11 protein-coding genes are annotated in these 16,621 nt (G+C 35.6%); 2 read left to right on the forward strand and 9 right to left on the reverse strand.

What is annotated here, in order from left to right; all coding sequences use genetic code 11:
- Nucleotides 1-194: 194 nt before the first annotated feature.
- Genes AB5618_RS16105 through AB5618_RS16120 form a run of 4 tightly spaced genes read right to left on the reverse strand, consistent with a single transcriptional unit; the run spans nt 195 to nt 4,342 of the window.
- A complete protein-coding gene (locus AB5618_RS16105; protein WP_148462701.1) occupies nt 195-764 on the reverse strand; it encodes a hypothetical protein in 570 nt (189 codons plus the stop codon).
- On the reverse strand, nt 761-1,816 hold the full coding sequence (locus AB5618_RS16110; RefSeq protein ID WP_148462702.1) for a hypothetical protein: 1,056 nt from the start codon (nt 1,814-1,816) through the stop codon (nt 761-763). The genes AB5618_RS16105 and AB5618_RS16110 overlap by 4 nt, the downstream gene beginning before the upstream one ends.
- Before the next feature lies 1 nt (nt 1,817).
- Nucleotides 1,818-3,293 carry a hypothetical protein gene (locus tag AB5618_RS16115; protein ID WP_148462703.1) on the reverse strand — a complete coding sequence of 492 codons (1,476 nt, stop codon included), beginning with the start codon at nt 3,291-3,293 and terminating at the stop codon, nt 1,818-1,820.
- Nucleotides 3,294-3,304: 11 nt separating this feature from the next.
- Nucleotides 3,305-4,342, reverse strand: a complete 1,038-nt coding sequence (locus AB5618_RS16120; protein WP_148462704.1) for a nucleoid-associated protein — start codon at nt 4,340-4,342, stop codon at nt 3,305-3,307.
- A 284-nt stretch (nt 4,343-4,626) separates the two neighbouring features.
- Here AB5618_RS16120 and AB5618_RS16125 point away from each other — a divergent pair, with 284 nt between their 5' ends.
- A complete protein-coding gene (locus AB5618_RS16125) occupies nt 4,627-7,812 on the forward strand; it encodes a hypothetical protein (RefSeq protein ID WP_148462707.1) in 3,186 nt (1,061 codons plus the stop codon).
- On the opposite strand, the gene AB5618_RS16130 is transcribed toward AB5618_RS16125, so the two are convergent.
- From AB5618_RS16130 to AB5618_RS16150, 5 genes are all read right to left on the reverse strand, one after another.
- A complete protein-coding gene (locus AB5618_RS16130; RefSeq protein WP_148462706.1) occupies nt 7,792-8,925 on the reverse strand; it encodes a glycosyltransferase in 1,134 nt (377 codons plus the stop codon). The genes AB5618_RS16125 and AB5618_RS16130 overlap by 21 nt on opposite strands.
- Nucleotides 8,926-10,008, reverse strand: a complete 1,083-nt coding sequence (locus AB5618_RS16135) for a glycosyltransferase family 2 protein (RefSeq protein WP_148462705.1) — start codon at nt 10,006-10,008, stop codon at nt 8,926-8,928.
- A gap of 312 nt (nt 10,009-10,320) precedes the next feature.
- Complete coding sequence (locus tag AB5618_RS16140; protein ID WP_173736305.1) at nt 10,321-10,914, reverse strand: type IV toxin-antitoxin system AbiEi family antitoxin domain-containing protein; 594 nt, start codon at nt 10,912-10,914, stop codon at nt 10,321-10,323.
- A 165-nt stretch (nt 10,915-11,079) separates the two neighbouring features.
- The gene (locus tag AB5618_RS16145; RefSeq protein WP_173736304.1) at nt 11,080-14,232 is read right to left on the reverse strand and encodes a tetratricopeptide repeat protein; all 3,153 of its coding nucleotides are present in this window, start codon (nt 14,230-14,232) and stop codon (nt 11,080-11,082) included.
- A 496-nt stretch (nt 14,233-14,728) separates the two neighbouring features.
- Nucleotides 14,729-15,646, reverse strand: coding sequence for a tyrosine-type recombinase/integrase (locus AB5618_RS16150; RefSeq protein WP_148462710.1), 918 nt, complete (start codon nt 15,644-15,646; stop codon nt 14,729-14,731).
- Nucleotides 15,647-16,152: 506 nt separating this feature from the next.
- Between AB5618_RS16150 and AB5618_RS16155 the strand changes: the two genes are divergently transcribed.
- Nucleotides 16,153-16,621: TIR domain-containing protein (locus AB5618_RS16155; protein ID WP_368366915.1), on the forward strand; the 469-nt coding region annotated here is incomplete at its 3' end.

Raw genomic sequence — 16,621 nt, forward strand, 5'->3', positions numbered from 1 at the left:
TCAGTTTCTCCCACATCCGGCGTTTCTTTTTCCTGCTCTTTTAACATATCAACAAACTCTACCTCTTGCCCGCTCTCACTTTCTGGATTCTGATCGCTTTTTTTCGTCAACCGCAGGATTGCCCGGAACACGGTTTTACCCTACACAAAGGCAAAGATTACTTTTTTGTTGGAATCAAAGATTCAAATTTACTTTCACTCAACATATCCTATTACACGCTCTCTTAAATAAATTTTTCCATCTTCTATATCAATTACCTTGTACTTACGCAGTGTTCTCAGCGCCTTTTTACATTTCACTCCATCCGGGCAGCTTTCCATTTTTTCTTCACACCAAATTTTAAACTCATCCTGAAAATCTTCCTCATCAATTCCTCTTTCATAGCAATTTTTCTGATGAAGGAAATACAATATATAAGCTTCGTTTTTTCCAATCTCCTGTTTCGTAGATTTCTGGATAAAAAATGCCCCAACAATCAATAATTGCAAATAATTGAAGAAGCTTTCCGGCAGACTAACCGATGCTGCCAACTCCAGAGCTGCAACGATTGCTTTTTTGAGATCCAGTCGTACATTTCCCAGTTTATAGGAGGCTGCTTCCTCTCCCAGAAAAACCATTCCTTTCCTCTCGTCATCCGGGATTACTGTGATGTACCTATCTGCAAGGTCACTCCCTGCCTTTTCACCAAGCCCAAGAACTTCTGCTTCCTGCATCAGCCCGCTTTTTAACCAGTTATCATACTCTATCGCATCCTGCCTTGTCATACTTTTACACACCGCATTCTATTTCTTCTCTCCGTATGGAGGATCTTATCCAATTTTCCACGTTCCATTTTCAATAAAACCTGGTCTTTATATTCATCATAAACATCAAGGAACCCGCTATATAAGTGATTTCCATCCACTGTATCAAAGTCATATTCATCTTTATTCACAACTGCAAACAACCGGTTTTTTCTATCAACCGGCCAGGGATGCTGTGGATCGGAAAGCCTTGATTTGTACAGTACCCGGTCTGTATAATAGTACAGGTCAAAGAAATCCATATACATCATGGGCGCTAGATAAGTGTACTTTTCTAAAATCTGTTCTTCACCCTCTTTCTCCATAATGATTTTCAGGACAATATGATATGCCATCATGTCGGCGTTGTATTCTTCCTTTTCCGGATGCTGTTTGGAATATTGTCTACCCGTATATGCCAGATATGCATGGGCAACTTCATGCGCCAGACTGAAAACCACAATCGTCCAGTAACAATCCTCTGCGAGTTGTAAAATTTGTATATCTCCGGATACCAGTCCCAGAAGCACATCATTCGAATCGGTTCCCTGCATCTTTCCGAAAATACATACATCATTCATCAGAAATAAAACATATTTGAAGCACTCACTGTAAATCTCCAGGTTTCCAAAATCTTTCGACCACTTAAACATAGATAGGAGAAATGCAATCACCGTAGATTCAAACAGTTCATCAATATGGATAAATGCCGGATTTTCCCTGTCATTATATATGTAACTATTAATAGTATGCTGATAATTATTGCTCAGTATGATAGAATCACCCGCATATCCATATTCCTTTTTGAAATATTCCTTTACCACCCCGAACATCTTCTGCAGGTTGTACTTTTCCATGTTTTTGCGTAGCTGTTCTTCCGTAAAAAGGCCAGAAAAGTTCTGCAGCATTCTTTGCATGCCCATCTCATCATCCTTCACAGAACTGCCGCCAAACCGAAACAGATCGTACATCTGAGGGACCATGAACTTTTCTATAAAACCTCTTTCCTTTTGTACCAATACATCTTTTTCCATATTAATGAATCACCCGCCATTTTCCTGCCACTTCTTTTACAATCGGAAACACGATCGGAGCCTCACTAATCTTTTCAATGATTACAAAGAATATTAAAAGAAAAGCAATCCACAAAAACAAATATTTTTTCTCTGCTTTGCTTACAGTTTGCTTCATGTCATTGAGCAGACTGTCATCCTGAAAGCACTCCCGGACATCATCCTCGGTCAATATCCCTTCATAAGATTTTTTTAATTTCTCATAACTATCGTAAACTTTCTCCATCTGAAATTTTGACTGCTTGTAGCAAATAAGAAGATATCCTACTGATCCCACCAGCACCAATTCCAAAATAATTGTAATATCCCTTGTAAAAATATTATCCAGCGGTTGATCTGATACGATGTTCGCAAGAATCACGGAAAACAAAAATCCAAACACTGCTATGATATTGGTCTTGAATTTATCAAGCAGATCCGTTGCATATTCCCCGGTTCTGGACATAATATCACTGATAAACTCCGCTACTTTATTTCTCATTTCAAGATACTGCGTCACATTATCTTTTAAGTACAGATTATAATTAGATTGAATAGAAGCAAGGATTTTTGTATCCACCTTTAACAGCGGCTCGTATTTACAATGCAGACAGATGATATTCCGGGCAATAATTGCCTTGTCAATGGAACTCCCACCTGAATATATCCAATCATATATTTTGTACAACACCCGGTTCCCTTCTACATCGTCTATCTTAAAAGCATAATCTATGGAACGCTGCCCTACAATTTGAAGTTTTATCTGCCCCTCCTGCAACATTGCATTTGATGCCACCATACTGGCTGCTAAAACTGTTTCCAGTCTAAAAAACAGTTCTTTAAACGGATTTCCCTCGTATCCTACTTCTATTTTAAAATCATCTGGAAGAAGCGCGTACACATCCTGATTATAAAGATAAGATGTGTCCCTGCATTCTGACAATCTCTGCTTTCTGTCAAAGGAACATGACGTTTCATTGTTCCCTGTAGGAAGGAAATACATTGTTTTGGTATAAAAGGCGTTTGCATTGTCAAACATTTCAAATACTATACTATTTTCCGCCTCATCCAACAACATAGCAAATATTTTCAGTACTTCATCCATTGGTAATCTGACAATATCTTCAGCAAATTTGTGAAATCGGTAAATAGAAAAATATCCTGCCGATAAAGTTTTGTTTATCTCAATCTTCGCCGAAATAACTTCATCTTCCAAAATTTCTCCCATAAACTCCCGATACTCTGCTTCTGTAGAATTTCTGTTCATCATAAAAGTATCTTCATTCTCGGATTCCAAAAAGATTCTGATTTCATCTCTCAATGGGATCTTCCGCATAATATCCGCCAATTCCGAATAACTCACTGCCTGCTTCGATTGAAATGTAAACCGGGCAGTATAAATTTTTCGGCGCTCTTCCTCAGTCAGATCAGTTATCTTATCCATAATATGGTCTAACAAAATTTCTCCCCCTAACTCTCTGCTTTCCTTTCAAAAGTCCGAAATGTCACATCATTATCTATACGAATTTTAAGATATCTTTTTCCGTCATTTGCCTGATATGCTTCGATAACATCTCCTAAATCCTCAACTGCACTGGTTACTTTAATCTGAATTCCGCTATACACATCATATGTTTTTTTCATCTTACGTTTGATTACTGAAAGAGAAGGGTGGAACTGCTGGTCAAAGTGCTGCTCTTCCGGTAATTTCTGCAGTTTCTGCAAGAGCTCCTCTTTCTTTTCAACAGTCATATCATTAGGCGTATAGTTCTTTACATTCCTCTCTAACATTTCAGAAAAGTCAAACTGCTCAGTACTGCTAAAATATAAATATATCGCATTCTGAATCACCATATGATCATACGGTGCCACTTTTTTTAGATTTCTGTTTAATGTATTTTCTATTGCTTTAAACGCTCTTTTTGTATTGCATTCATCGCTTTGAAGTTCTTCTAATTCCAAAAAGTCATGCCACCAGTATTTCGCAACTGTATTAGAGTATATTTTTGCACAAAACTGTTCCGCTCTTACATCATAAATTTCAAATAAGCATGTTTTCCATATCTTTTTCGTATCTTTTGAAAATCCTGATTTAATGCTATAATCCGTATCATCGAAAAAATCTGTATGCTCAACTTTTGCTAGCAGGAACAATAAATTTTCATCATGTTCAATTAATGAAAGTATCAGACTCCCCTTCTGTACCTTAATATCCATGCTTGCTACCTGCTCCTGTGCTTCTCTCTCCTTACGCAGCAATCGTTCCGCCATCATATCTATTCTCTGCAGGATTATTTCTTCGTTCGATCTGTTCTCAACGATTTCCAGAATACTACTAATGACTTCCCCTCCAACGGATTGTGTTTTATATTCCCGTATTGAAGTATTACCGTTTATATAACTAATCAACTGCTCTATATACTCACCGAATTTAGGCATAATATCTCTCGGCAGTACTTTGTTATTTTCATAGTCAATCACTCTAATCGCTTGTGTAATAATCCTCATGCGTATAGCTCTCCCATCTTATGTATCGGAAGAAGAGTACATACCATATCATCATGCCTGAAGTATAAATTGCCACAGCACTCTTCCCTATTATTTTTCATTAAGTATACCATATTTTGCTGCTAACCCCAAAGAACTTTTGTTATAAACATAACCTTCAAGTAAAGTCCCGTATACGAGCAGCCGCACTACTCTCGCTAATGCCTTAGCTGACATGGATAATGGGATAATATGTAGTTATCCGTTATTGGTATATGTTCAATCAAAAGGGATAGGTCGTAAAAATGGGGATAAATTGGACAAAATTATATGAGCTTAGTAATGAAAATAATAAAATTTCTGGCTCAAAATTTGAAAAACTTGTATTAGATTATTTGAACCAATATTATAAGGAATATGACTGGAAAAGCACAAAATCATCATGGGATAACAATAGGGATTTCATTTCTCTTATACTGGAAAATATATGGGCAGAAGCAAAATATAAAAAAGACTGTACTGCCTTGAAAAAATCAGATATAGATCCTACAATGATGTCAGGTTTTTTGAATGGAAAGATAGAAATTATCTTTTTTCTGACTAATGGATATTTGCCGGATACTTTATTGAAGCGCATTAAACAAGCTGAAAGAATGCACTTTTTTCGTGTTATTTGTATAACAAAAGTTCAATTAGAATACTGGTTGTATCTTCATCCAGATATATATGAAACACATTTTCAAGAAAAGTTAGATTCTGCCAATCAATATCTTTCTGCCGCACTTATTACGGAAATAGAGATTTTGGACTTAGTTAATAGTAATAATAATTTGCTTGCACTGAAGCAAGAGTTATATGCACAACATTTTTATGCTTTCGTTGTAACAATAGAAGCAAATATATCCGCTGAAATCGCAATTTTGGATGATACCTATCCTTTTTCCTTTATAAATTCCCCTGGATATGAAAATTATGAGTGTATACGGATTAAACCAGGCATTCAGCAGTTTAAATTTCTGGTTTATACCAAAAACTGTTATGATGGTGCTGTAGAGTTGAGATATAAAATGAATGATGAAATGCCATTGTCTTATGCCTTTACTCTAAACATTTGCTCGGATAATGAAGTTAAATTGATGTATTCACAGCAATTAGTATATAAAGAAAGAATAATCAGGATATTATCGGACAAAAACCCAAATGAGCGTTTATTAATTCTAGGTGGAGACTCTGGATTTGGAAAAACATTTTTATTAAGAGATGTTATGAGGCATTTTTATGCAACAAGGCAAATTATGTATTTCAATTTTTATCCTCAAGGAGATTACCGAAATGCTATTGAGATGTGCAGGTTGATAATCTACATTAATTTCGGAGAGGTTGTAAATTATTTCAAAAAAGAAACATCTACAGACACAAAAGATTATTATAAGGGGTTATTAAAAGAAAGGCTTGATCCGAAAAATGGAGATTTGAATCTAATATTAGAGATAATAGACGGATGTTATGATGAAATTCACGCACAAAATGTCAAGAGAAATATAATGTCTAACCGTCAATTTATTAATAAGGTAATTTTGCACCGAACAGACTCAGTGGCACATCTGGCATTGTTAGACAATACAGAGCGATTGTGTACCCCTGAGTATGATGCTGTCAAGAGTATTATTGAACATTCTATACGTTTTAATAGCACTCGCTTTTTGATTAGTTCTAAAGGGAGGGAAAATGACTGTGATTTTTATTTGAGCGGATTAACATCTGGTGATATAAAAAATAGTCTCTCAAATAATTTCACCAATTGGACGTCTTCTTTTATCGATGTGATTTATAAAGAAATGCCTTGTTGTCCAGCATCATTTATAGATGTTGTAGAAGTCTTGAAGTATTATCTGGATCAGGAAGATAATATAGACGTAATTGCGAAATATATTCATCTTTCTGACAATGCTGGGAATATCACTTTGTACAAATCAAATTTTACATTTGACAAACGATATTTGGAAACACTGTCTTTTATCTATCTGTTTGAAAATGGTGTACCGAGGGAGATTCTATATGACATAGGTGTACTTGAAGAACAGCTTGACAATTTAAAAAAAGCACAATACATAAAATACAGTGCCGGAAATGTGAAAGCGTATAGTAAATTATATAGAAATGCATTTCTTAAAGAAAATTTGCATATATGTACTGACTATATAGTTTGTTGCCTTAATAAAATTGTAGACAATGCAACTAATTACGAAAATTTGATTTTTCTTCCCGAAATTTATACAAAATATATTGAAGTCACCCCAAAAAGTGTAATAAATATTTCAACAGATCTGCTGGAACATATGCGAACATGTAGTTACGTTTGTGATTATAGAAACATGTATAATTATGGGAAAATTGCATACTATTTTTTGAATCAAAAAGAAGCAGTAGAATGGTCGGAATCAGATTATATGATATTATTTTACTATGGGATTTCTTTACTTCATTGTGACCGAAAGCGTGGCGCTATCGAAATTTTTCGGAAAATAAAAAATAGTACACCTATTGGTTCTAATGTAAATTCTATGGCTAGTTGCGAATTGTACAATAATTTGTATAGTCTATTTCAAATTGATCAATTAGAAGGTGAAATACTTATCACTTTAACAGAATTGGAAAGGAAAATTAACTGTCTAAAGGATGAAACTGATTATTTAGCATTGGATATTCGAATTGCGTATTCTACTTGCATGAATCGCTATATGATGATTTTGTTCATGCAAGATAGGATTTTGGATGCTACTGGTATCTTCGAGAGATATATTAAATATAATAATAACATTCCTATTTCTTTGTATTCATATAAGTATAATTCCATGATAGGAGAATGGCTCTTAGATTACGCACGGGGTATTTCCTATGTATGTCCGTTATGTGCGGAAATCTATTATAAAAGAAGCATTAAATTATTAGAGAACGGTAAAAATGAAAAACGGTATATTTTAGCAAAAATGGATTTTGCTTTCCTGCAGTGCGTGTATTTCGAAAAGTTTGATGAAATAGAAACAATCCATAACTTAACAATTGATTTGCAAAGAGAAAATTATATCAATGAATATTTTCGTGGATTCTTACGTGAAAACTTATGCAAATTAGTACAATATTTTAAAAATCCAGGTATCGCAAATTCAAAAGGAATTAAAGCAATTGCACAAAAAATGAAGGAAGAAGCTTTAAGTATCGAACTGGATTCTATGCTATATATTAGCGGACGTCTTGCTTATCAAACAGGGATGTATTTTTCTGCTCTTGACACAATTATTCAAGATTTTGTTGAGGCAAAAAAATATTTAGAACGGAATCTTAATATGGTTTCCAAGGCTGGTGGCTCATTTACAAACATAGCTTTACATAATTTGAGATATTATAAACAAATCCAAAATATCGAGTGGGGAAATATGGAAGGGGGTTACTCTCCCCACTCATTTATTTTAGATCCGCGGATATGGTGACAAAAGGACTTCAAGCTTCTTTTTAGAAATAGTCTCTTTTTTGTCCCAGTAATCCGCTCCATTTGTTGCTTTTTTGATCAATGTATTTGTATAGCCAGAATCAAGAATACAGTTTTTCATTGCATTCGCCAACGCATATTCAGAGGGTTCGACGATTTCTCCAAATAATCCGTTTTTTAAAACCTCACGTGTTCCAGGCGTATCACAGGCAATTACCGGTATATGCATACAAAGTGCTTCCTGCACGGAAACTCCGAAAGCTTCTGTATATGACGGACTTACATAACAAATGCAATTTTTAAAGTATGGAAAAGGATTTGGAACCGCAGGAACCAGGTGTACTTCATCTATTAAATTATACATCATAATCATTTCCTTTAAATCGTGTTCTAATTCTCCTTTTCCTATAATGATTATTTTGAACAGCATATTACAATCTTTTAGCAATCTTGCAGCTTTTATAAGCCTGTCCAACCCCTTTTGCGGAGAATACCTTGAAAGCACAAGAAAATACGAATCCTGCATTTGTTGCTGATGTTGTTGAGCACATTCATTACAAAATGCTGAATGTATCAAAGGATAAATAACTTCTTTGTTTTTGAAATTATTTTTTAAAGTTTTATCAAATGCATTTTGAACAGATTTCGAGCAGAAAACAATATTATTAAATTGGCTGTATGCATTTAATTCTTCTTCATCATTATCATATGCATTTGCAGAAAAATGATATTCTTGAAAATTAGAATGAACCCATGCAATTTTTTTCGATTTTTTATTTTTACTGGTACTAATAATTTTGGTGGCATAACTCTCTTGAAATGCAATCTCTACGTCATATGTATCATGTATTACGGAATAATATACTTCCTGTGGTTCGTTTTTCATAAATTGCTTATAATCATTTGTTTTATAAGGAAAAATACTGAATAACTCAATTTGATTGCTAGTATATCCTAGATCAAACTCAAAATCCATCTGCATTCTATAATTGTATAATAAATACAAATCAATCTTATAGCCAAGAGATATAAAAACAGGCAAAAAGCGCAACAGCATTTTTTCTGCTCCACCAATATCAAGATGTTTTGTAATGATTAACATTTTCTTTGGCATTTAAATATTTTGAATCAATGTATTCAAGCGAAGTAGATTCCCGTTCAAATCTAATACTAAGTCTGTCGGATTATTACGATTGCGGATCCAATTATCATTGGACGCGATTTGTGAAAAAGAATCACATAGAAATAAATATGGACCCGGATAATGCAAGGAAGTAAACGAAATACAGTCATATAAATTGATCTTTTCGTCAAATCGTTCCTCCAAAACTATTACTTGTTCATAATTGATTCTTAATTCCTCCAATATTCTTCTCCAAGCTGTTGAACTGCTTAAATTATAAACGATATATTCAACAAAATCCATATTAAAATTTATTTGCTGAGACAAATATTTTTCCAAATCATTGATAATATGGCTATGCCATTGCTGATAAAAGTATGCTCTTTGTCTACTGATATCAAAAGCCGTCTTTTGGCGTGCAACACCAGAACAATGATATGCAATTGCTTCAGCACAATACATACAAATATAACCGTGAAGAGACATTTTTAGTGTTAGTTCCATTCCTTCGTGAGAATTAAAATACGTCTCATTAAACCCACCCAGTTGCCAAAAAACTTTCTTTTTTACTGCACACAACGCCATTGTTAATGCTTGTCGAGATGCTGATTGTTTAATAATCTTATCCGTTGACTTTCTCATAGAAAAAAGGTGTCCGCTCTTAAATTCCGAAAACACATGTCCAGTACTTTGAACCAAACCACTTTGCGGGTATAGAAGTAATGGTTGTACAGCCGCGATTTTTTCATCACTGTTTAGTGCGCAAATCATTTTATTGATGCAATCATTATTCGGAAACACATCTGTATTAATAAAAACCAATGTTTCTGATGTGGCTACATTTACTGCCAAATTATTTACTTTTGCGAATCCTAATTTTTCCTTCAGCTTTATTAAACGAATTCTCAAGTCTATTTGAGCCAGTGAGTTAAGATAATCCATTGTGGCAGTACTGTCACAACCGTCACATGCGATAATTATTTCATCATCCGGTTTTACTGAAGGTAACAAAAACCCAAAGAAATTACTCATGAGTGCATATGTATTATTCATTGCAATGATATAACTAATCATATATATTCTCCTCCAACCAGCGGATAACTACATATTATCCTATCAAACAGTATACTAGATATTTCCTAATTTTTCCATATTAATAAATACCGTAGCTTTCTTTCTGACTCCACAACCTCCAACCGGACAAACTCATTCTCGGTATTCACCTCACAAATCTCCGTCATAACACTTTGGATATTGTCTAACTTGAACAAGAAAGCCTTCTTAAAAATTCTTCTTGAAAAAACAATTGAAGACACACCTGATACTCAATTCCCTCAGCTTTTGCCTGGTTACGCAATCTTGCCAATGTTGAAGCTACACGATTTTTCACAGCCATATTCCTAAAATCCCCCTTACCTTTTTATCTACATGAAAGACAGATGCATATTTTCCAAGTCTTCCCTCATTCTTTTTACCATCCGCCAGATAACACTGAATCGCTCCATTAAATACTTCCGCGTTTAACTTATTCCTGTGTTTCAAACAATCACATATCGTACGTTCCCTATCATAAATCTGAATTTCTGACCCTTCAATTTCTACAATTTCTATTCCCACAGAAAATTTGTCAGAGACCACAAAATGAGGCTTTACAATAGGGTAATCAATTTGAAATCTTCTTCTTGAAGTCTGTCTGTCAACCGCAATATGCCAAGCTGAAGGAGTTCGTTCTGTATATCCATAATAATCCAATGCACTCTCCCTGCACAGCACACCGTCAGGAAACAGTGCTTTCAAAATTGAAATATCTGAATAAGAATCGTCATCTATATACTGATAATATCCACGACGTATTTGCTCAATTTCACCCTTTTCCAACAATTCTTGTATCTTCTGATAATAATATCCCAATTGACGCAGATCCTTTGTCTGAAGAATCCCGCCTTTTTTTAAAAATGCATTTCTAAGGTCTTGATTCACAAATAATTCGCCTCCATTCCTAAACCGTACAACTTTTTTAAAAAACGTGTGCAGTTTGCCAATTCAGTATAAAAGAAAATCCTCCCAAAATCAAGTAAGATCAGTGAAAATATCTTATTCGTAAGCACATCGTTCCCTTGAAATCATCTATTATGACGTAACAGGCTAATGCTCATCATCTTCGCTGCAGAGTGTACGATATGCCTCTGCTTCCTCTGGCATATCATTCCTTTCATATATTTCGGCAACATATTCGGCTGTCAGCAGAACATCTCCATATGCTCCCAGTTCATTGTCTATTTCCATAGAAGCCCGATAATTTTCCAGTGCTTCATTATCCCTATGTAGCTTATCATACACAAGGCCCAAATTAAAATAGCCGATACTGATCTGCCCGTGTATTTCTGGAAGAGTCTCTTTTTTAATTGTCACCGCCTCACTAAATATATCCGCCGCATCATTAAGCGCTCCCATTTCATAATAAATCAGGGCAAGGTTATTCAAACTGATTGCGTAATCCAAACTTTTCTTCCCATAAATGTTTTTACGTATATTTAAGCCTTTTGTGCATATATCAATAGCGTCATTGTATCTTTCCATTTCCCGGTATGCAGTTGACAGGTTATCATATATTGTTGCCAGAAATACCGAATCCTCTGTAGAATTTCCACGGTATTTTCGGATAACTGTTTCAAACAGCGAAATAGCTTCGCTATACCTTTCTTCACTGGCATAAACCTGCGCAATATTATTTTTTGTTGCAAGAACCATCGGATGATCTGGTGTATAAATCTCTTCTCTTATACGCAGCGCACGTCCATACAACTCTTCTGCTTTCTGATAGTCTCCTTTACTCCGGTATACAAGTCCCAGATTATTATAAATATCCGATTTAAACGAAAACGGGCCTGACCAGATTTTATCTGCAATTTCTAAAGCTTCATTTAAATAATCCAGTGCCTTGTCATATTCCGTAAGTTCATAATAGATTAGTCCGATGCTTCCATAGGATTGAACAATATCCGGATGCTCTTTCTTTAATGTTTTTTGTTTTATCTCTAATGCTTTTTGAAGTAAAGAAAGCGCTTCTGAATATTTTCCCATATTATCATAAAGCAACGCATACTCATCATAAAAGGCAGCCATTTCCGGATGAGGCTTGTCACCATAGATCTGTTTCATCCCTTGTTCTGTTTTCTGATAATAGATCTTTGCCTTCTCGTAATCTCCCGGATATCCGCGTTCCCTAAAAAAAGAAGCCATATCGGAATAAAGTGTACTTAACTGCAGGATATCGGTTTTCGGATTCCGTTCAAATTTATCTGCCGCCCAGGAATATAGTGCTTCAGCGCGATCCGGCCGGTTCAGTTTTACATATATTCCTGCCAATAATTTTATAAGCACAACAACTCCAATATCGTCAGACGAATAATGCTTTTTCCGAATTGCCAGAGCTTTCCGCAAATACAAAAGAGACTTTGAAAACTGGTACATATTATAACTTACATCTGCCAGATTGTAGTAATCCGAAGAAACGGTAATGGAATCCGGACCAGTTACCCGTTCATCAATTTCTAATGCTCTTTGAAAAAATTGATACGCATTATCATAGTTTCCTATATCATAATAAACATATGCCAGATTCGTCAGAAACTCGGCATCCTGTTCATCACATAAATGATCCCGTAGTACATCGGAAATGGACCAAGAAAATGGGATTAGGTAAGACTTTTCTGAACCGTGTTCCTGCTCTTTGCATTCCATTTCTTTTGTAATGGAATGGATTACATATCTGCATTTTTCATATAGGCACTCCTCATTCTGAAACCGTATAGCAGAGGCAATTACAGAATGCATGATATATGTTGAAACAAGTTTTCCGTCACTTTTAAGCCAGCCTGTCTTTACCAAATATTCCAACTGTGACTTATGTTGAATCTCAATCCAGTTTCTCACGGCTTTATATTGAAATGGAATTGCCGGTATGACGGAAAGCTGGCACAGTAAGTCCTTATCCTGGATACGACATTTTGAAATCGTAAATAAGATTTTTAATTGCTCTGTTACCCTCTTTTCTGATTGCAATAATGGATGGTGCGAATCGACTTCTTCATTACTCATGCGGAACCCTTTTTGAACAAGCAGCTCATAAAACTCCTGCAGAGTTTTTTCTTCCATATTAGCTGTCTTAGCCAAAAGTTCCAGCATTACCGTATGATATTCTATTAATCTCAGAATCTTATCCAAGTAATGATTATCATGATTCCCAACATAATAATGATAAAAGATATCCCGGCAGTCTTCCTCCGGCAAATGGTCTACGGAACATCTATAAAGCCCACCGATCTTTTCGGTTCTGCTTGTTACCAGTATCCTGCAAGGCAGGTCTCCCACTCTTTCAATATCCCGATCCTGTTCGATCATTTCCACATTATCAATTACAATCAGCAGTTTCTCTCGCTGGGTTTGTATCCTGTTATATACATGTTCCCATGCCTCGTCCCTGTCTGTATACCCTTTTGTATCATAAAACGCTTCAATCAGAGAATCTTTCAACTTTCCATTCGTATAAGTAACCCATGCAATCTGATAAATACCCGTAACATCACAAGGTAAAGAATAGATTTTTTTCAGAACAGCTTTTGCCATTTCCGTTTTACCTATTCCGCCCATCCCATATAGAAGCGCTGATTTTCCGGCTAAAATAAAGGCTGTCCATAATTCGTTTTCAAGCATCGTTCTATCCACATAGAATGAATCAATATCTGTAGGCGGATCAGAAATATACTCCGGTTTTTTCTGCTGCGTTTCTTTATTCTCTTTCATAACAGCCTGCAACAATGCCAATACCTGGTCTATTTTTTTATCCTGCTCCCTTTGCAGTTTGCCACTCAACTGTATATTATTCATCATAAACATAGGATACAAGACATTATCTTTTATGATTTGGTTCTGAAAAGTACGATACCACTCCAGAATATCGTTCTGCTTTGCGTATGCAGAATAGCGGTAAAGTATGTTTGCAATCTGTTCAGGGGTTAAATAACCTTCCAGACACCATACGTCAAAAATACATTCGCAAATTGCAGCGGATACATCTTCCCCGGTTTCTTTGCAAAGATACTCCCCAACACTTTTCTCAATTGCCCCATATAACCTGCATTCAAACGAATCAGGCTTATCACTTATTTTCTTTTTCAATTCTGTCCAAATTTTTCCCGTACCAACATCTGCTGCTTTCTCCGTCAGATAGCCGATTACCGAAAAACCAGCAAACTCTTTTGTTGCTGCTGATATAATGATTGATGCCAGGCTCATGTGCATTCCTCCATATTCCTTATGACAGATTCATCATCAAATGATTGCACCCAATATCTTCAAGTTGCCAAATTTCTTTTTTATAAATTATCATACAAACGAATCAATCTTGTCAATAAAGTATGGAAAAATACCACTGAGAGCTAATTTTCTTATTTGTCCGATTAATTTACAAAACCACCGATTTTGAATTCCGACTTTCCACTGAATTCAGCTTTGCATATTCGAATTCCACATATACCCTCACCAAAAAATTTATAAAACTGGTCAGCACAAATATAAATTCTTCCGCATCATTCTTTTCCCCATCAGGATATTCGCCATAGGCGTCCCAGATAGCATCTGGCCTCTCGTGACAGAATTTGAAGCGAACGGCATGATGTATTCTTCCCCTTTCTTATGGCAAAAACTATCTTAAAATTTATATTATGGTATACAAAAAAGACCGCCCTTTTTTGACCGATCAACCAAACGCCCTTTATGTTATATTCTTATTTTATGCTGCACCTACAATGCTCATATTATTCCTAGGATGCATTTCCCGGAGAATCTCCGCTTGTTTTTTTGCTGCTATATGAATATAAATTTGTGTCGTTTTAATGGATGAATGTCCTAATATCTGCTGAACACAGCTCACATCCACGCCTTCCTCAATTAGATAGGTAGCAAATGAGTGTCGGAACATATGTGGCGTAATGTTTCGTTCGATTCCTGCCTGTCCAGTATACTTCTTCAACATCAGACGAATGGACTGCTCTGTATATCTGTTGCCTCTGTTGTTTATGAAAAAAAAACCACTCTTTTTTATTTCACTTTTGTTTTCTTCATAATACTTTCTTAGAATCATTAAAACAGAGTCATTACTAATCTGCACATACCGTTCTTTTCCCCCCTTCCCCATAATCCGTATCAGACCGGAATTAAGATTCACGCTCTCTTCTCGTATATTGGATATCTCATATACCCTGGCACCGGTTGCAAAAAACGTTTCTACAACAGCTACATCTCGCAAACGATATTTGTAGCCGACAACAGAAGCATCCCCTAAGCACGCATACATATAATTAAGCAGCTGCTCGATTTCTTCCCTCGGTATAATCCGCGGAAGAATCGTAGTCTCTTTGAATTTAACCTTTATCTTATGAAATGGATTCTGCGCTATCAGCTCCTCTTCTTCCAGATAATTATAAAATGCCTTTACAGATGCAATTTTTCTCTTCACAGTTTTCTGCTTGTATTTTTTATGCAGTCCAGTAATGTACTCTTCGATTTTTTCCTTATCCGGTTCATCACAACATACAATAGAAAAGTACTGCTTCAAGTCAATCCGGTATGCTTTCACTGTTTTTTTGTCCAGTTCTTTTCTATAAGTGCAATACTCCAAGTATGGTATCAGTTTATCCTGCAATTTCATCCTAAACGCCTCCGTTTTCCACCATCATATCATACTGCCATTTACAGTAATAGAATATTCTTCACCATTACTTTCATTTTTCTGAAACAGATAAACGTATTCCCCCAATTCAAGCAAGCAAACTCAGCTCTCATAATCTGCTCAAGCTGGTATAAACAGATCATTAGCATACAATTCTTCAGTAAAAGGCCAGAAGTTTTCTACTCTGCTCCTTCTGTCCCCTACTGCTGGGACTTACTATATCCTTCCTAGCGTGATCACAATCTCCTTCCAAGTATCAATCGTTCTCAGCAATTGTCCTGCCTAAACACAATACTTCTTTCAATGCCGTCGCACGAAAGCGTTTGCACATTTATTTTCGGAAGAAAATTCTGTAAAAATCCGTTATCTCGATTTCAAAGGATTTTCTAATTACCTTATATTGTCATACTGTTTCCTCAAATCGCACCAGTACCATTGGATAATTCCAAATTATCCAATATTTTTTGATGTATAAGAGGAACAGCATGAAAAAACAGGATTTTGAATACGAAGTGGCGCTCTCATTTGCGGGAGAACAACGTGATTATGTTGAGAAAGTGTCAAAGGAACTAACACGTCTTAATGTCGGACATTTTTATGACTATAATGAACAGGTTAATCTCTGGGGCAAGAATCTTACCCAGTATCTTGATAGTGTCTATTTTGAAAAAGCAATGTATTTTGTTCCTTTTATTTCAAAAGAATATGTAGAAAAGATATGGACAAGATTAGAAGTCAATTCCGCCCTAGAAAGAAATATGCATGAGTCACGTCCTGATTTTCAGCAGTATATTTTACCGGTACGCTTTGATGATACGAGAGTTCCTGGCATTGTAGGAAGTATTGGACACATTGATGCTAGAAAAATAACCCCTCAGGAAATTGCGCGTATGATATACGAAAAAGTGAAAAACGGGGAAAAAATTGAAAAAAATAATAAAGAGGACGTGGTGC

Origin of the sequence: Ruminococcus sp. J1101004sp1_RTP21198st1_B9_RTP21198_201120, from assembly GCF_040924245.1 — a bacterium.
Classification (GTDB): Bacteria; Bacillota; Clostridia; order Lachnospirales; family Lachnospiraceae; genus Blautia_A; species Blautia_A faecis.